Genomic DNA, 18,921 nt, shown 5'->3' on the forward strand with positions numbered 1-18,921 from the left:
TGTATTAATTTTTAATTTTCAATTCTGCATTTTCAATTATTAGTGCATCCGCAACCAATTCCGCCACCGTCTTTATGATGATGCCTAATTTGTAAGTATGGTTTATTTGGGTAAGTTGATCCACGCAATTGTGGCATGGAGTAACCACGACCTGTGCCTCGGTAGCCGTGATTTGATCAGCTTTGATTTTACCGATTTTAAGACGGCGTTCGTTGTATTCGCTCATGGCTAAAGTTCCCCCGCCTCCCCCGCAACAGAAATTATCTGTCCCGTGAGGGGTCATTTCGACTACGTTTGCCGCGGCAGCATTAACCACGAAACGGATTTCATTGAGAAGTCCGCCGTTTCGTACTAGATTACAAGGGTCATGGATTGTTACCACTTTATCGTTCAAGTTCTTGTCCAGTTTGATTCTCCCGTTACGGATGTATTCACCGATAAGCTCCACGACGGTCAGCGTGTCAAAGTCATATTTTGTTTTGAGGTAATTGGGACCTTCCCAGCGCATGGCTCGTGAGCCATGGCCGCATTCCCCGAGAATGAGGCGTTTGCAGTTGAGCTTGTGTATCTCGTCATAGAGATTTCGGGCAATCTGTGTAGCCTCCGTGTTATTACCGTTGAAATAACCGTAATTCGTGACATCGTAATATTTGGACGAGAGCGTCCAGTCTTCTCCTGCCGCATAGAATATTTTACCCATGGCAGAGATCGAGAGAGGGAAGAATTTCGGTTCCCGGGGATTTACCGTGTAGAACACGTTCTTGTCGGTTTTGTCCAGAAACAATCCGGCATTCGGGTCTTCCATTTCATCCTGAAGTTCTTCTTCCATCCATTGAATCGTGTCGACGAATTCGTCTGTGGGGATACCCATGTTGTTACCCGTGTTGATGGCTGCATCTACCGTGGCTTGAAGGGTCTTCGGCACCATATCCATAGCCGCGAGCATCTCCCTGCCTTTCTTCACGAGAAAGGGGATGTCTACCCCGATAGAGCAATGTTTCACGCAACGCCCGCACATGGTGCAAGCGCCAAACAGGGAATCCACCATTTCTTCACACGTTTTGTCATCCAGTTCCCGGGCGTGGAATAATTTCGGGAACATGGCGCCTTGCCATGTCTTGTAACGCCTGTATATCGAACTGACCAGATCGACTTTTCTCGCGGGAATGAATTTGGCTTCTTTCATCGTGAGGTAGTACATACAGCTGTCTGCGCATAAGCCACACCGCACGCAAGCGTTCAGATGGGTTTCCAGCTTGCTGTCGCTCGTTTGGCTGATGATGGCAAGGGCTTTGTTTCTTTGTTCTTTCGTGATATTTGTCATACCGTAGCTTTTTTAGGAGGCCATGTTCCACGCCAGCCGTAGAAAAAGCCCAAGTGATACCTCGCAAAGAAAAAATAAAGTACGTGCTTGATCTTGCCGATAGGCATCCATACGAACAGGAGTGCCATCGTGATGTAATATACCGCCCCGAACTGGAACATCCACAGGGAATATGTCGTCACGAAAAGCATGACCGTGCAGAGAAGATTGGAAATATAATCATCCGTGCAGGACAACTCCCGGAGTTCTTTTTTCACGATACGTTTAATAAATAAGGATAGTCCGCAGACACTGGCAACAAACGTGATGGCTGCCAGTATGATGATGACGAGGTTCGTTACACTTTCAATAGGAATCCGGAAGCTGAAGATCGCCGAGAGTGCGATAATCACGTACACAAGGATTGCCAGGAAGTTTCCTATATGAAAAATAATACCTGCCGAATAGGTGGGCAGGTGTAAATAAGCTGATTCTTTTTGCATAGGTGACATAGCTCCAATACAAGAGTAACAGACTGCTTGGGCAATATTTCCCGATTTTTGCGAAAGGTCTTTAGGAGGACCCTTTTTTAAAAGTCGTACAAAATATTTCCCCAGTAGTACTACACAAAAGAGAAGTGCAGCTAACGAGGTCCAAATATACCAAGACATAATCGTGTGTTCTAAACGCAACAGTCCGGTTTCGGTAAACCTGCCACCCGACACGCACCCCGGGCGGGTCCTAACGGAAATAATTCATAAATATCCTTCAATTTCAATCCGGTTTCCTTGCAGATCGTCCGTACCATCGGGGCATTCCCCTTTTCCTCGAAGTTATTACGAATGATTTTTATAACTGCCCAATGATTGTCTGTTAAATTAGCGATTCCGTCCGCCTCGGCAAACAATTTTGCCACGTCTTCGTTCCAGATTGAAGGATCGGTGAGAAAACCGTCACCATCGACTTCAAATGTTTTTCCTTGAATTTCTAGTGTTGTCATAATGTTTTTTGGTTTTAGATTGTCTTGCAATATAATAAATATTTGAAAAACAACAATGATTTTGATGAGAGTTTTCCGCAATATAGGGTTAAATGTGAATTGAAAGATTACAGTATCGGTTGTTTTTCGCCTTTGTTGAATGCTGATAACGAGATTTGTGGTGCGGTAATTATGTTTCGGGATATTACAAGGGAATGGCAACAACAAAAATTTTTGCGGATATCGGTCAAGGTCTTGCAAGCGTACTCCTGGTTTTATGACGTGGAGAATGATTCTTTGATTTTTGGCGAAGGCTTCACGGAAAGCAAGGAGGTAGAAGAAAGTCTGAATACCTTTGAAAAATTCGTAACACATATTCATCCGGATGACCGGGAAAAATTCGTGTCCGTTTTTAAGCAATTATCGAAAGAGGCGATGACGGAATTTGCGTTTGAATGTAGAATTGATTTCTTGGGAACAGGTGTTTTCCGCTGGTGGGAAAGCCGGGGTATTATGGAGATCGTGGAAATGGCAGACGGGAACGTGACGCGGTATTTCTATGGGATGGCAGTAAACATACATCAACATAAGCAGGCGTAGGAGGAATTGGCTCGTGCTTTGCAAAGAGCTGAAGAGTCGGATAAATTGAAATCCGCTTTCGTGGCGAATATTTCGCATGAGATCAGAACCCCATTGAATAGTATAGTTGGTTTCACTAATTTGATGGTCGAAGAAGGATACTCGAACGAGGAGAAAAAAATGTTCAAGGATACCATATCGAATAATAGTCGGGATTTACTGGTTTTGTTGGATGATGTGTTAGATTTGTCGCGTTTGGAGGCAAGTCAGGAAATATTTTACTCGGGAGTGTACGATATGCGTTTTCTGGTACATTCGGTGTTGGATATTGGGCATTTGAATGCCGTGGAAGGAGTTGAATTTATTGAAAGAGGACCACAAAATGAATTACTCGTTATAACGGACGAAGTGAAACTGACGAAGATATTTTTGAATTAATCAGAAATGCCAAAAAGTTTACTACCCGGGGATGCATCATTGTTGGTGCAATTGTATCGGATGATGGAAATTGGATCGAGTGTTTCGTGGAAGATACAGGACTTGGAATGTCTAAAGAATCACGCGGGCGTGTTTTTGACAGGTTCTTTAAAGTAAATGAATTTGTACAGGGAACAGGACTTGGTTTGCCTATATGCAAGGCAATTGTCGAACTGCTGGGCGGAGATATTCGTTTGACTTCGGAATTAAACAAGGGCACGACTGTTTATTTTAGAATACCTTATAGAAAACCGGAATAAGGAGGAATCCCAAATATTTTAGGGTGTATAACCGTGCAAATAAGTCATTATATGCCTTTTATTCTTGTCGCATTTATGCATCGTGGACGCTCGTGAGCGAAGTTGTACCGAAGATGATCCGAAGTTGCAGCAAAGTTGTTCCCTGTTTTCTTCTTTATTTCACCGTGTTTACACCTGCTTTTCCTCAGGAATGAAAAAAGCCAGCATTCTGCTGGCTTCTCTTGCTTGGCTCCTCAGGTAGGACTTGAACCTACGACCTACGGATTAACAGTCCGCCGCTCTAACCAACTGAGCTACTAAGGAATTTTTTCAAAAGCGATGCAAATATAGGGGTTTTGTGCTATTGTGCAAAATAATTTCGATGAAAATTTACCAGAAAATTGAAAATATTTTTGTCCGTTTGGCAGGTGTTTAGAAATCAAAGAAATAGAATTTATAAAAATATGAATACAAATGTATTTTATTTTGATTCTATTAAAAGTGTTAGGTTTTTTATATATTTGTGTGACTTAGAAAGGAACTAATGGTAGATATTGAAACGAGTATACTTCGAGATTTAAATAAAGGGAAAGAGGGTGCGTTAAAAGAAATTTATCGCTTGTTTTTTCATGCTTTATGCGCTTTTGGAAGTCGGTTTGTTAAGGATGATGCTGCCGTTGCCGATATTGTGCAGGAAGTATTTATAAAAGTATGGACTCGGCGGGAAAAGTTCGAGGCGATTTATTCCCTGCGTTCGTTCATGTATCTGTCCGTTCGAAACGCTTGTTTGAATTATAACCGTGACCGTTCCCGGGTGAAGAAGGTTTCCTTGAATGACACGGTATCGGAGACTTTTGTCGAGGAGGAGGAGTGTTTCGTGATTGAGGAAGAGCTTCATCGCCGGATTCGGAATGAGGTGGAGCGATTGCCCGAGGCGATGCGGAAAGTTTTCAACCTTACTTTGTTGGATATGTCGATCACGGAGATAGCCGAGGCTTTGGATGTATCGGAGAACACGGTTCGCAACCAACGCGCCCGTGCCCGTGAAATTCTCCGGGGAAAATTGAAAGACAAGATATTCCTGTTGTTTCTTTTTTATTTTGTCGATGTGAATTCTCCCGATTAATTTGATTTTTTATTGTTTTCCGGTAGATTTATTTATGATCTGATTCATTTTTTCAAAAAAAAATGGGAAGGGAATAGTATGGCACATACTTTTTCGTGTTATAGGGATAAAAAGATCGTAAAAGATGTCGGAAGAGAATTTAAAAATTGCGGATATTATTTTTGCTTATATCGAGGGTTCAATCACGGGAAAGCAACTCGAGGAGTTGAAGGTATGGCTGGCTACCTCCGAGAAACACCGGGTGGTATTTCAACAGTTGACACGAACGGATTCATTTCGGGATAAAGAAGCTGTTTACCGTCGATTTGAGCAATATTATGATTTTGACCAATTGAAAGGACGCCTTCGGGAACAAAGACGAATCGAATGGAGATACGCAGCTGCTGTAGCGGCAGTGGTTATCTTGCCTTTGTTGGTGGCTTTCTTGTTGCTGGAATGGCGGATTGATCCTTCCCTCAGGAAATATCCGAATGAAATGTCTTTATTGCCGGGGAAATCGATGGCAACCCTGACGTTGTCGGACGGGAGTACGAAGCCGTTGAATCAAGAGAACTTTGCTTTGGTGGACGGGAGCAAGCGGATCGTGAACAGTGGGGGAGGTTTAGCTTATAATGTAGAGGATACGATTTTTGTGGCGGAAGAAGTATTCAACACGATTCAGGTTCCCCGCGGAGCGGAGTATAATGTCACCTTGGATGACGGAACAAAAGTGTGGCTGAATTCAGAGAGTTATATCCGTTTCCCGGTTACTTTTTTAGGTGAAGAACGCAGGATACAAGTAGGTGGGGAAGTCTTCATTGATGTGGCCAAAGATTCCAGACGTCCGTTTATCGTGGATGCCGGAAAGCTTGATGTCAAGGCGCTGGGTACAAAATTCAATATCCGGGCATACCGGGAAGAGAATTGTATTATGACTACGCTGGTAGAAGGGCGTGTGCAAGTGGATGATCTTTCTGGGAAAGTTACGGTGTTGAATCCGTCGGAGCAGTTGGTTTACAATAAGGCAAGCGGGAAGAACGACGTGCGGAAGGTGGATGTCGAGTTGTTCGTGTCTTGGAAAGACGGGGTATATTTATTTGAGTCCCAGCGTTTGGAGAATGTCATGAGGCTAATATCCAAGTGGTATGATGTCAAGGTATTTTACCAGAATGAGGGGGTAAAGGATATTATATTCTCCGGAAGATTGAAACGTTACGAGAATGCGGAAACCTTGCTGAACGTGTTTGAGAGTTTGGGTGGGGTGCGGTTTACGGTGCAAGGGAAAATCGTCGTGGTAGAGGCAGAGTAAAGTAAATAAGCGGAAAGAAGGTGCAACTTCTAACCGCTTATGATGAATCCAAACCGGGTGAAACCGGGTGGGTATTGTTTAATCATATAATGGTACAAATGTATGAAAAAAAATCGAGAATGCTATCTCCGTTCGCCGGGGGTACGAAAAATTTTATTAACTATGCGTTTTTTAACTCTTTTCTTTTTTTGTACGGCAATGCATTTATCTGCAGCAGTACATTCGCAACATGTTGTGTTCAGTTTTAACTTGAAGAATGCAACGTTTGAGGATTTAATGAAAGAGATTCGCCAGCACAGCGATTATTATTTTATCTACAAAGACAGCGAAGTGGCGGGTATCAACAAGTTGAACAAACGGTTTAAGGCGGTGGACATCGACGAGATTCTCCGCGAGTGTTTAAAGGGAACAGGGCTGACTTATTCCGTAGAGGACAAATTGATTATTATTCGGAAAGCAAATGAAATGCATTCCCGAGACACGATGGTGGTCAAAGGGGAGGCTCGTTTGATAAAAGGTACGGTGGTAGATGAGAAAAAGAGACCGTTAGCGGGAGTGACGGTAGTGATCAAGGGGACAAGTGTCGGGGTTGCCACTAATGTAGACGGGGTTTTCAGTATAACGTTGCCGGTGGATACGGCTACTTTGATATTTACATTCGTGGGAATGGAAACGGAATACGTGAAAATAGCCGCTTTAAAGAAGGGGGAAACTCGTAAAGATTTGAGAGTTGTGATGAAAGAGGACAAGATTGCACTGCAGGATGTCGTGGTGACGGGCTACGCGAATATTCGGAAATCGAGTTTTACCGGATCGGCGACACAAGTTTCCCGGGAAGAGATATTAAAAGTTTCGAGTCGTAGTTTATTGGATGCTTTGCAGGTGTTTGATCCTTCATTACGTATTATCAAGAATAACGAGTTGGGTTCGGATCCGAACGCATTGCCTGAACTATATATCCGGGGACGTTCGGGACTACCGTCCGTGAAGGAGTTGGATATGATGGAATCTACTGATGTATCGGAATTCGCATTAACTAATAACCCGAATTTGCCCGTGTTTATCCTGGATGGTTTTGAGGTATCTATCGAGAAAATTTTTGACTTTGATGTGCAACGAGTAAAGGATATTACGATACTGAAAGATGCTGCAGCCACGGCTATCTATGGTTCGCGTGCGTCAAACGGTGTGATCGTGGTTGAAACTTTGGCCCCGCAACCCGGGGAATTAAGAATCTCGTACAGCGGAAACCTGGGAATCACAGCCCCGGATTTAAGTAGTTATAATTTGATGCATTCGAAAGAGAAACTGGAAGCGGAAGTGGCTGCCGGGTTATTCGAGCCGTGGAGATTTGAAGGATTGTATTCGGCAGAAGATGAATTGAATTCGTTGATGTGGAATTATCTTCAAAAACGGAATCGCATATTAATTGGCGTGGATAATTATTGGCTTTCCCAGCCCTTGAGAACGGAAATTAATCATCGGCATAGCGTGTATATCGAGGGAGGGGCAGAACATATCCGTTTCGGGATCGAGTTACGCTACGACAATGAGAACGGAGTCATGAAAAAATCTTATCGGGATAGAATGGGTGCCGGAGTAACTTTAGACTATCGATTTAAAGGAGTGCAGATTCGTAATCAGGTTTCATATGATGTCGTGAAAGCTAAAGATTCTCCTTATGGAGATTTTGGAGATTACACTTCCAAACAGCCATATGACTATTGGCGGGATCCGGATACTGGAGAATTGTTGCAAACGACGACACAATGGGGTAATTATGGCGGCTCGTCGGACAATCCGCTATACGAGGCGGTAATCGGTAATTACAGTAAGAATGGGTATTCGGAGTTAACGAATAATTTGGCCTTGAATTGGTATATCAATGATTACCTGTTGATTAAAGGACAATTTGCAGTTAGTTATAAAGATTCGCACACGGATAAATTCACGGACCCGGAATCCGGTACGTACGGTCGGATCGATTTGTTCAAGAAAGGTGATCTGGCGAAGGAACGAAAAGAGGAAATGAATTGGAATATGAATGTGTTCGGGGCGTACAATCGCACGCTGGGACTGCATAATTTTAATTTTTCTGCGGGATTTAACGTTAAAGCGACGAAAGATGATTACACGAAGTCAAAATATCGCGGATTCCCGGATGCGAAAAGAGATTCACCCGCTTATGCTTATGAAATCGTGGAGAAACCGACATTCACGGATAATAAAACGCGTTTGGTCGGGATGTTCTTGATGCTGAATTATAGTTTTAAGGATATCTATTTGTTCGATGCTTCTTACCGGTACGACGGGTCTTCTCAATTCGGTACGGATAAAAAATGGGCTCCTTTCTGGTCGCTCGGTACAGGTATCAACTTGCACAATTACGAGTTTATGAATGGATTCTATTGGATTCCCATGCTTAAGATTAAGGGCAATATCGGAGAGACCGGAAGCGCAAATTTTGAACCTTATATGGCGAGGAATACTTTCGAGATTATGTTGGATGACTGGTATCCCACGGGTATCGGGGTAAAACCGAAGGCGTTGGGTAATCCTAATTTGACTTGGCAAAAGAAGTTTTCGTGGAATATCGGGGCAGAAATAGGAGTAGTAGGGAATAGAGGTGTTATAGAATTTAACGTGTATAATGAAAAGACGAAGTCGTTGATCAACGATGTGTCTATTCCGTCGTCATCAGGATATTCCAAGTATAAGGATAATGTCGGGGAGGTAATGAATCGCGGGTTTGAAATAGCTTTGAAGAGTGTACGCGTGTACAGTGATAAAGATGTTGACGTGATTCTTTTTGGAAATATGTCCCATAATGTCAATAAACTATTGAAAATATCGGAATCATTGAAAGAGTACAATTCTCGTATCGATGAGTTTTATGAAGGGTACAGGGACCAGAGTCTGGTTACCAATCAATTCTTGTTGATTTATGCCGAATCGAATAAAGTGTATGCCACGCCGATTATGAAGTACGAGGAGGGAAATTCTACCAACACGATTTATGGGATGAAATCTTTAGGTATTAATCCGGCGAATGGTAGGGAAGTTTTCCAAAAACGGGATGGAACGATTACCTATACATGGTCTTCGGACGAACAGCAGAAGATCGGGAATGAAGATCCATGGGGAGAGGGTGCGTTCGGTTTGAATTTCCGTTACAAGAACATTTCTTTATACACGACGTTTTTGTATTCTTTCGGAGGAGATAAATATAATAAAACGTTGCTGGATAACGTGGAGAATGCAAACTTGAACAATTATAATGCTGATAAACGAGTGTGGACGGAACGTTGGCAGAATGTAGGTGACGTGACCCCCTTGAAAGCATTGAAGGATAGGTATTATATTACCCGTTCGACTTCCCGGTTCGTGCAGAAAAATAACTACGTGACCTTTAATTCTTTGACTTTGTCATACGATTTCAATCGCGAGTTACTCGATAAGATCGGGTTCACTTCTTTGAGATTGCAATTCAACATGAAGGATGTGGCTACTTTTTCGACGATTAAACGAGAGATGGGCTTGTCCTATCCGTTTGCGCGTACCTTTAATTTTTCACTGAGTGCCGGTTTCTAAAATAATGAAAGGAATATTATGAGAAAGATATGGATTATATTGTTATTGTCAATGGGACTGTTGAGTGCCTGTGATGACTTCTTGGACGTTACCTCCGATAATGTTGTTGTTGAAGACGAGTTGTTCGCGGATTATAAGGGGGTGAGGATGGCTGTGAACGGAGTCTATCGGGAGTTATCCGGTAGCGGATTATATGGGTATAATTTGATGTGGGGATTTGCCAGTGCTTTGGGGCATAATTATCAGACCTCATCAACCAGTTATCTACCTACGGGTTTGTATTATGGCGCCCAGTTTAACTGGGAGAATTCCTCCGTGGAAGAGATTTCCGAGACGATGTGGAAGAAGGCTTTTAACGTGATTTCAACGTGTAATAACATCATTCAACAGGTTGAAGCCAAAGACACGAGTTTTTTTGAGGTCGGGAAGACGGAACGGGATATGATTCTAGGGGAGATGTACGGCGTACGCGCTTTATTGCATTTCGAGATGTTCCGATTCTATTGTCCGGCACCCGTTACGGGATTATCCGGGAAAATGCCTTATGTGGAAATGTACCCGGATTATCAGCCGAAGCATAGGGAGGCAAGTGAAGTCATGTCGCTTATTATTCGGGATATGGAAAAGGCGAAGACGATGCTGGCGGAAGTGGATACTGTTTTTTGCCGTTCCTGGTGTAGTTCTATGACAAGCCGGATTCGGCAAAGCAATTCGTGGTCGTCTGCCCCGCCAAATGAGTTTATGAGTTACCGGGGATGTCGCATGAATTTCTGGGGTGCTACGGCATTATTGGCACGTATGTATATGTATAACGGGGATGAAGATATGGCGTACGAGAATGCCCGGATTATTTATAGTTTCCATACCAGAAATTGGTTTCGGTGGACAAGTGCCTCTTATCAAGGTTCGATTTCAAGTGTGGAATATATTCATACCAAGAGACCGGAAGAGATTCTGTTGTGTTTTTCAAATAACAATAACTATGATCAGTGGGAAGCACGAATCGGAACTAGTAACTATATGTTCAGGATGAAAAATATCGATCATTTATTTGCCGGAGATGAGGATGATTACCGGAAAGTGGGGTGGTATAACCGGTATGGGTTCCAGCGTTACCTGACATGGATCAGACCGGTAGGCTCGAGTTATAATGCGACGAATCTTGCGACGAATCAAGGACCGTTATTGCCGGTGATCAGTTTTCCGGAGATGTATCATATTATGATAGAGTATTTGATCGACAAGAATCGTATTCCGGAAGCGGTGACATTGTTTAACACGTTGCGACGTAATCGCGGGGCTAAAGCCGCACTTCCTGAGACCATCTATCCGGAGGATTTGAAAGAGAAATTGGTCTATGATATTATTCGGGAAACCTTGACTTCCGGTCAGACATTCTTCATGTTCAAACGATTGAATCGGAATATTTACAACGGGAGTTCTAATATCACGATGGAGCCGAAGAATTGGACAATGCCATTGCCACAGAGTGAAACTGATTATCAATTTTAATTAGGACATTATGAAAAAAGTATATTTATTAGCGATTGCTTTATTCCTGATTCTATTGTCATGCCAGCGGGATGATATTATGGTTTATCGGGATGGCAACTACGTACAGTTTGTGAAAAATCTCGTGGATTCTTCTACTTGTTCTTTTCTTGCTTACCCAAATGATAATCAATTGGATTTTCCTGTTTTAGTGGAAGTTATCGGGTTACCTTCACAACAAGATCGTGCATACAAGATCGTTGTGGCAGAGGAATTCACAAATGCGAATGATGATTCGTATATTTTACCGACAAATTTTATTATGAAAGCGGGGACAGTGATTGATACTTGTTGGATCACTTTTATCAAAACACCGGATATTAGTCAACAAGCGAAGAAGCTTACTATACGATTGGCTGAAACCGATGATTTTATGTTGGGGCAATCCAATTGTTTGGGAAATATTATTTATACATCGAACGTGATTGCAAAGCCGGATTGGTGGAATTCAACTGTGACTAGTAGTTATTTGGGAGATTACTCGGATAAGAAATATCGTTTATTTATTCAGGAAACCGGAAAAGCCGATCTTGACCCGAGTGATGCCAATGAACTACGCTATTACACGATTATCTTCAAGAATTATTTGTTGAAGGAGAAAGATAATAAAACTCCGGTACTGGAAGATGATGGGACAGAGATGCAAGTCAAATTAATTGGTGGATAATTAAAAACGTTTGTTATGAAATTGAAAGTAATAATTATTTCATTATGGGCATTTATATGCTTGTTAATGGCCTGCTATGAAGATAAAGGGAATTACGATTTGGTTGATTATAACCAAATAGAAAAGATGGCATTGGTGAGTTCATTGTCCAAATCTTCAATAATCTTGGGAGATACGTTGAAACTTGTTATGGATTTTACGTGGAAATATCCTGATCGGGATACTTCGGATGCAGCTTTTGAATTTGTGTGGAAACAGACTTGGTCGGGAGATACTATTTCCAGGGAAAGAAATTTGATATATGTACCGGACGAATGTGGGACATTCAATTATTATCTTTTTGTTACGGAAAAGGCAACGGGGGTGGTAAGTCGTTATTCTGCTAATGTTACGATAAAATCGCCTTATATGGTCGGTTGGATAATTGGTAGTATGAAAGACGGTAAACCGGCAATTAATTATATCCGGAGAGATTCTTGGAAAGATGATGATAATAAAACACATTATTTCTGGTCGGATTTTCCAGACTTGTATTCGGATTTGCAACCGGGCTCTCCTTTGCCCAATGCCAATTTATTATCCGTTACGGCGTACACGATGGATAATACCGAGGATGAGGTTGTTGTCATACAGGAGGGAGGATATGCTACCGTGTTGAATGGAGATAATTTGGGAAAGGTGCTTGAATTGCGGGATGAATTCCAGGGAGCTGCTTATCCTACCGGGTTTGAACCCATGGCTTTTTGTCGCGGGGGATATTGCGATTTTGCCATAGGATTGAACGGAAATATTTACTGGAGGCGGAATCAGAATTCTTCAGCAATGCATCACGAGGCGTATTTTATGGATATACCGGTGTATTTCCCGGGTGGAGGTTCTAAAATATCAAAGGTTTTTGATGTGAGCACAAATAAATCTAATTGTATTTTGTTGCATGATGAATTGAATAATCGGCTTGTGGGGTGTTATACCAGTTATAGTTCCGGGAATAGTTATTTAGGTGCCAAATTGGATATAATAAACACGAATGATCCGAATACATTCATGGATTTGTTGAATTTGGGAGACAATAAATTGATTTATTGCGGTGACCACACTGATGGCAAGAATTTCGTGACGATAGTCAAAAATGCAAGTACAGGAGAATATATATATCAGTCATTTATATTAAATGGAAATTACGAGACGCGTACTATAATCGATGCTACGCAGGAAGTATTTGCCGGGAACAGTTTAGTTTCTGATAATACCGTGTACTGGAGGCTTCGTTTGTCTGGTTATCTGTATTTTGGAGAAGGTAGTAAATTGTATTTCTACGATGTGAATACGAAAGTTGTGAAAGAATACACGGATTTCGGCAATGGAGCCAGAATTACCCATATTATGCAAGATGCCGATTGTACAAGAGTGGGAGTGGCATTGAATGACGGAAGATTTTATATCTGTGATGCGATTAATCCTGAAATATTAGGAGCTGCACATCCGGGAGAAACGGGAATATTGCATCGGGTACACGGTCTTGGGGATATAAAGAGTGTTAGTTGGAAGTGGGGTGGTTATTATAATCTAGTGTTTGATCGTTATCAATAATTTAGAAATGAGGCTGTCCGAAAAGTATCGTTTGTCATGCTAAGCACTGCGAAGCATCTCTTGTCGCAAGGCTTTGAGCTGGAGATGTTACCGCATTCAGAATGATAAACGAGTTAAAGACGCTTTTCGGGCAACTTTTGTTCTTGACTTGTCATAAAAACAAGTTAAGGGGTGTTGTGTGTTTTAAAATTAATATCACGTGTGAAATTTAAACGAAAGAATTATGAGTAAATCAATTCGGATTTCTTTCTTGCTGGTTGTGTTGTGTGTTCTTGGGGGTGGGAATGATGCGTTAGCAAGAAAAAAGAAAACTGCCGACAAAGGCAAAGAGATAAAGAAGGAAACTCCTTACGAGAAGTTATTTAAAGGGAAATGTGAAACGGTAAAGGGATTGATGACGATTCACAAGACAGACAATAAAGTGTATTTCGAGATTCCTCTCGAATTATTGAACCGGGATATGCTGTTAGGCTCCACGATTTCGGAGACCACGAGCAATTGGTTCGGGAGTGTCGGGGAGAAACCGACCGACCCGTTACACGTGGTATTTACCCGGACGGATTCTATTGTTAGCCTGCGACAGGTAAATATCCCGTACGAAACAGAGGTGGAAAGTCTTCAGCAGCGTATTGCCGAGAGTACCCGCCCTGCCGTGATGCATAATTTCGGTATCCTGGCTTACAATCCCGATAGTACGGCTGTCGTGGTTGACGTGAGCGAATTCTTTTTGGCAGATAATGAACAGATGACACCGTTCTCACCTTATGCCCCGATTTTGGGACAAGGACGCTGGATCGTGAAGGAATTTAAGAAAGATAAGTCCCAGCTAGGAAAAGTCAAGGCTTTTGCGGACAACGTGAGCGTACAATCTTCTTTGAGTTACGAGGTGAACGTGCGTGACGGGAGGTATTATTATATATATAAATTGCCGTTCACGGCAGTGCTGACGCGTAGTTTTGTCCTGTTGCCGGAGAAGCCCATGCGTCCTCGTTTTGCAGATCCCCGTATCGGAATATTTTACAGCAACAGGTCTGCTTTCAGCCACGAGAACAAGGGCGTGGAAACGAGGTATTACGCGAATCGCTGGCGTTTGGAACCTGCCGATGAGGCGGCTTACAGGCAAGGAAAATTGGTTGAGCCGAAACAGCCAATCGTGTTTTACGTGGACAACGCTTTCCCTGAAAGTTGGAGAAAGTATATTAAAGCCGGTGTAGAGGAATGGCAGAAGGCTTTCGAGGCGATTGGGTTCAAGGATGCCATCTTGGCAAGAGATTTTCCTGCGGATGATCCCGAGTTTGATCCCGATAACTTGAAATATTCGTGTGTGCGCTATTCGCCTTCTCCCGTGCAGAATGCCATGGGTCCCTCGTGGACTGATCCCCGGACAGGTGAAATATTAAATGCTTCTGTTTACCTGTACCATAATCTGGTGAAGTTGGTACAGGACTGGCGTTTCTTGCAAACTTCTCCTGCTGACCCCGACGTGCGCAAAGTGATGTTTGACGAGGAAACCTTGGGAAGTTGTATCCGCTACGTGGTAGCTCACGAGGTAGGGCACTGTCTAGCATTGATGCACAATATGTCCGGTTCGGCAGCTATCCCGACGGATTCCTTGCGTTCCCCGTCGTTCACACGAAAATACGGGACGACCTATTCGATCATGGATTATGCCCGAAACAATTACGTGGCACAGCCCGGTGATAAGGAACGGGGCGTAAAGCTGACACCGCCGGATTTGGGCGTGTACGACCTGTACGCTATCAAATGGCTGTATACTCCTTTGTTGGACGCACGAAATGCCAAAGAGGAGGTGCCTACGTTAAATCGATGGATTGCCGAGAAATCGGGTGACCCGGTGTATCGTTACGGGAAACAACAGATATTCTCTCGTTTCGATCCGAGTTCCGTGGAGGAGGATTTGGGCGATGATGCTATCAAGTCGTCTACCTACGGGGTGAAAAATTTGCAGTACGTGCTTGCCAATATGAGTGATTGGGTAGAGAAGGATGACTCGGATTACACTTTCCGCCAGGGGATGTATAATGAAATCGTGTACCAGTACGTGCGTTACGTGAACCACGTGTTGCTGAACATCGGCGGGCTTTATCTCAACGAACGCTATGACGGGGATGCTCTGCCGAGTTACGCCGTCGTGCCGAAAGAGAAACAGCAAAGGGCTCTTCGTTTTTTACTGGGGCAGCTCGGGAATATGGATTGGTTGAATGCTCCCGGAATGCAGGCTCAATGGGGATTGATGAGCAATATATCTACCGAGTTGGAAGATAAAATATTTGGGGCAGTAATGTCCCGCCTGGGATCGGTTGCATTGAGTGCCGTAAAGGACGAGAATGCGGAAACATATACACCTCGGGAGTTTTTGGCTGACGTGCAGGATTTTGTGTTTGCCCCAACCCGGAAAGGAAGGACGTTGACGGTATCCGAGAAGAACTTGCAAATGAAACTATTATCTAACGTGATGTTGTTCTCCGGCGTGGCGAAGAAAGGAATGGCTGGAGATCCGTTCTCCGTGGTGTCCGCTAGCCGGATGATCGAGGTGCCCGAACCCGTGAAAGCTTATAGCCGGGAACGCTATGGCATACTGCCTGCTGAATGGATGGGAGTGTTCTCGAACCGGGAAGCCGTTGCTGTTTGCCGGGAGGCGGTTCCGGTGACAACTTTGCCCGGAAATATCGAACGGCAGGGATTCGGCTACTGGGTGAATGTCAATACTAACATGGTAGTCGAACCTTTGGATCATTTGTATTTCGATATGTTGAGGAAGATACAGTCTTTGATCAAGGGCAAGGTGAACACGGGGTCAGAGGATACTCGCCAACACTATCGCCTGTTACTATACAAATTGGAACAAGCGTTTAAATAATCTGCCATCAGAGAATATTAAAAAAGAATAGTATGAAAAGAATCATATATCTCGTGTGGGTATCCCTTTTCTTGTTCGGTTTTTGCAATCAGTTAATGGCAAGGAAGAAGAAACAGGAACCCCGGAAAGTAGAACAACAAACCCCTTACGACAAGCTCTTCAAGGGCAAGACGATGAAGACCGCCCGGGGGATAATGACTGTGCATAAGTGGAAGGATAAGGTATACGTTGAATTTCCTGTCAACCTGTTAGGAAAGGATATGATGCTTGTTTCTTCTATCGAAGATATTAGCGATAATGGAGAAGGGGTAGTCGGGCAGTTTGCCGGTTATTCTTTACCGCTTCGTTTTACCCGTTTGGATTCGTTTTTGCATGCTCGAATCTCGTTAATCGATAAACCTCTGAACAACAGCACTCGGCGGAATATCGACGAAGCGATTGAACAGGCGAATGCCGGTGGAATTTACGCCATGTTCAAAGTTTTAGCTTTTACACCGGATAGCAGTGCAATCGTCGTAGACATGACCTCTCTATTTATGGAGTATTCCCCGTATACGACTCCCTTTGCTCCTTACGCTGCCAATTCATTCTACGGGTATATAGCCCGTGAGCACAATTTCAAGAAGGAGTGTTCCTTCCTGAAAGACGTGAAAGCCTTTGACAATAACATCGCCGTGCAGTGCGAATTGGGTTTCGTGGAGAACCAATACTTGTTTGGGGCTTTTAAGATTACACCTGGTGACGTGAAAGTGTCGGTAACGGTCAATAAAATTCTTTTGCAATTGCCCGAGAAGCCGATGAAGCCCCGTTTTGCCGATCCCCGTCTAGGGGTTGCTTTTACACGGGTGTCCCATTTCCCGGACGAGAAGAAACCTTTGGAGCAGACCCATTACACGAAACGCTGGCGTCTGGAACCGACAGATGTGGCGGCTTATAACCGGGGAGAATCTGTTGAACCCCGGAAACCGATTGTCTTCTACATGGATTCGTTGATGCCGGGGGCATGGAAAAAGTATGTGAAAGAAGGTGTCGAGGCGTGGAACGAGGCGTTTGAGGCTATCGGTTTCAAGAATGTAGTGCGTGTCGTTGACTTTCCGTCTGATGACCCCGATTTTGACGCCAACAATATAAAGTATTCAACCATTCGCTATGCGCCCCTGTGGTTGGATATGCAGAGTTCCATGCATATAGACCCGAGGACAGGCGAGATACTGAATGCTTCCCTTTATCTCTACGACGGGATGGTGTCTGGTTTGCAAAACGACCGGAAATTAACTACAATGGCTGCAGATCCGGGTGTGAGGCGGGCTTTTTTACCGGAAGAAATGGTAGGCGATCTGATTCGGACTACCGTGATGCGGGAGACGGGGATCAACCTTGGGCTCCTTTATAACGCGGGAGCTTCCGGTGCTTACCCGGTTGATTCTTTACGTTCTCCCGCTTTTACGCGGGAATATGGCTTGAGCCCATCGATCATGGACAACGTGCCTTGCAATTATATTGCCCAGCCAGGAGACCCGGAACGAGGGGTACGCATGACACCCAAGGGGTTGGGAGAGTATGATTATTATGCCATCGGTTGGCTGTATAAGCCGATCTTCCAGGCGAATACCCCGTGGGATGAACTCGTGACGCTGGATAGTTGGATCAAGGCGGGACGGGGTAACCCGAATCTCCGCTACGGGAAAATGCCTTATTATTATTACGATCCCACTTCGTTTGCCGGGGACTTGGGTGACGATCACCTGAAGTCCTTGCAGTATGCCGTCAATAACCTGAAATTATCCCTTCGGTATTTCTTCGAGTGGTATGCCGATGAGGATACGGATACACGGAAGCGTGCACTGATGTATAATGCCTTGGGTTACCAGTTGCGGAAACGGATTAATGATCTTTCTGTTAACCTCGGGGGATTCTACCAGCAGGAGGCTTTCTCTGACGAGAATGTACCCGCTTACGTCGTGGTACCCCGTGCCACTCAGAAAGCGGCGTTGAAATACATGGTGGAATTGGCGAAAGACCTTTCGTGGCTCGATAACAAGGACGTGGAGCGCAAATTGGAAATCCGGAACTCGATGGAAGACCAGATTCGCGGCTTTATCCTGGGTACGTTGACTTTCAGGATAAAGTACGTGGCTCTAGGGGCAGAGAAAGGCGGGGATTATTCCGTGAAGGAATACATGGACGATATTTATAATGCCGTGTGGGAAGGTACGATCAAAAACCGTCCCTTGAAAAAGTACGAGATGGATTTGCAGCGGGATTTCTTGGGAAGCGTGGTCGCCTCGTCAACGATAACCACCACGGCGGGGAATTTTACGCCTCGCAAGGGATTGGTGGAGAGCGAACTCTCGGAATTACCGGGCATCGACCGCCGAGAGGTGGAACGAATGATGCGAAATTCTTACTGGTTCCCGGAGGAAGTGCTGACAGGCGAGAGAAATGGGTTCTCGCCCAATACGCGGGTAATCATGCCGGGTAATTACGTGCCTGTCGACCACTATTTCAATATGCTGTTCCGTGTACGGGATTTGCTGAACACCGCCGTGGCAAAGAGTAGCGGGGATACCCGCCTGCACTACGAGTATCTGCTCTACAAGATCAAGAAGATGCTAGATAACAAATAATGTATTGTATGAATAATTAAATT

Annotated in this window: 14 protein-coding genes and 1 tRNA gene; 11 read left to right on the forward strand and 4 right to left on the reverse strand. The window is 44.0% G+C overall.

Annotated elements, in window-relative coordinates; translation table 11 throughout:
* Positions 1-4 precede the first annotated feature (4 nt).
* The 3 genes from BN8899_RS11580 to BN8899_RS11590 all read right to left on the reverse strand — a co-directional run bounded on the left by BN8899_RS11580 (position 5) and on the right by BN8899_RS11590 (position 2,303).
* Entirely contained in the window at positions 5-1,324 is a 1,320-nt protein-coding gene (locus BN8899_RS11580) for a (Fe-S)-binding protein (RefSeq protein ID WP_065219551.1), read from the reverse strand.
* Positions 1,321-1,806, reverse strand: coding sequence for a hypothetical protein (locus tag BN8899_RS11585; protein ID WP_018337362.1), 486 nt, complete (start codon positions 1,804-1,806; stop codon positions 1,321-1,323). The genes BN8899_RS11580 and BN8899_RS11585 overlap by 4 nt, the downstream gene beginning before the upstream one ends.
* A gap of 179 nt (positions 1,807-1,985) precedes the next feature.
* Complete coding sequence (locus BN8899_RS11590) at positions 1,986-2,303, reverse strand: TusE/DsrC/DsvC family sulfur relay protein (RefSeq protein ID WP_065219552.1); 318 nt, start codon at positions 2,301-2,303, stop codon at positions 1,986-1,988.
* Positions 2,304-2,345: 42 nt separating this feature from the next.
* On the opposite strand from BN8899_RS11590, the gene BN8899_RS11595 reads away from it, so the two are divergent.
* The 3 genes from BN8899_RS11595 to BN8899_RS20410 are packed head-to-tail and all read left to right on the forward strand — an operon-like array spanning position 2,346 to position 3,598.
* The gene (locus tag BN8899_RS11595) at positions 2,346-2,882 is read left to right on the forward strand and encodes a PAS domain-containing protein (protein WP_148375400.1); all 537 of its coding nucleotides are present in this window, start codon (positions 2,346-2,348) and stop codon (positions 2,880-2,882) included.
* Between the two features lie 18 nt (positions 2,883-2,900).
* Positions 2,901-3,299, forward strand: coding sequence for a histidine kinase dimerization/phospho-acceptor domain-containing protein (locus BN8899_RS11600; protein ID WP_187376879.1), 399 nt, complete (start codon positions 2,901-2,903; stop codon positions 3,297-3,299).
* Positions 3,300-3,337: 38 nt separating this feature from the next.
* Complete coding sequence (locus tag BN8899_RS20410; RefSeq protein ID WP_231932452.1) at positions 3,338-3,598, forward strand: sensor histidine kinase; 261 nt, start codon at positions 3,338-3,340, stop codon at positions 3,596-3,598.
* Between the two features lie 226 nt (positions 3,599-3,824).
* Here BN8899_RS20410 and BN8899_RS11605 read toward each other — a convergent pair.
* A tRNA-Asn gene (locus BN8899_RS11605) sits at positions 3,825-3,901 on the reverse strand.
* A 220-nt stretch (positions 3,902-4,121) separates the two neighbouring features.
* On the opposite strand from BN8899_RS11605, the gene BN8899_RS11610 reads away from it, so the two are divergent.
* From BN8899_RS11610 to BN8899_RS11645, 8 genes are all read left to right on the forward strand, one after another.
* Positions 4,122-4,703, forward strand: a complete 582-nt coding sequence (locus BN8899_RS11610) for an RNA polymerase sigma factor (protein WP_018337358.1) — start codon at positions 4,122-4,124, stop codon at positions 4,701-4,703.
* A 124-nt stretch (positions 4,704-4,827) separates the two neighbouring features.
* Positions 4,828-5,991: a FecR family protein gene (locus tag BN8899_RS11615; protein WP_065219555.1), complete on the forward strand. Its 1,164-nt coding sequence runs from the start codon at positions 4,828-4,830 to the stop codon at positions 5,989-5,991.
* Positions 5,992-6,153: 162 nt separating this feature from the next.
* On the forward strand, positions 6,154-9,582 hold the full coding sequence (locus BN8899_RS11620; RefSeq protein ID WP_065219556.1) for a SusC/RagA family TonB-linked outer membrane protein: 3,429 nt from the start codon (positions 6,154-6,156) through the stop codon (positions 9,580-9,582).
* Positions 9,583-9,600: 18 nt separating this feature from the next.
* Positions 9,601-11,094, forward strand: coding sequence for a RagB/SusD family nutrient uptake outer membrane protein (locus BN8899_RS11625; RefSeq protein ID WP_065219557.1), 1,494 nt, complete (start codon positions 9,601-9,603; stop codon positions 11,092-11,094).
* A 10-nt stretch (positions 11,095-11,104) separates the two neighbouring features.
* A complete protein-coding gene (locus tag BN8899_RS11630; protein ID WP_018337353.1) occupies positions 11,105-11,800 on the forward strand; it encodes a DUF4843 domain-containing protein in 696 nt (231 codons plus the stop codon).
* A gap of 15 nt (positions 11,801-11,815) precedes the next feature.
* Complete coding sequence (locus BN8899_RS11635) at positions 11,816-13,390, forward strand: PKD-like family lipoprotein (RefSeq protein ID WP_065219558.1); 1,575 nt, start codon at positions 11,816-11,818, stop codon at positions 13,388-13,390.
* Positions 13,391-13,613: 223 nt separating this feature from the next.
* Positions 13,614-16,271, forward strand: a complete 2,658-nt coding sequence (locus BN8899_RS11640) for a zinc-dependent metalloprotease (protein WP_065219559.1) — start codon at positions 13,614-13,616, stop codon at positions 16,269-16,271.
* Between the two features lie 32 nt (positions 16,272-16,303).
* The gene (locus BN8899_RS11645; protein ID WP_065219560.1) at positions 16,304-18,898 is read left to right on the forward strand and encodes a zinc-dependent metalloprotease; all 2,595 of its coding nucleotides are present in this window, start codon (positions 16,304-16,306) and stop codon (positions 18,896-18,898) included.
* Positions 18,899-18,921: the final 23 nt, after the last annotated feature.

The organism is Butyricimonas sp. Marseille-P2440 (genome assembly GCF_900091675.1).
Taxonomy (GTDB): Bacteria; Bacteroidota; Bacteroidia; order Bacteroidales; family Marinifilaceae; genus Butyricimonas; species Butyricimonas synergistica.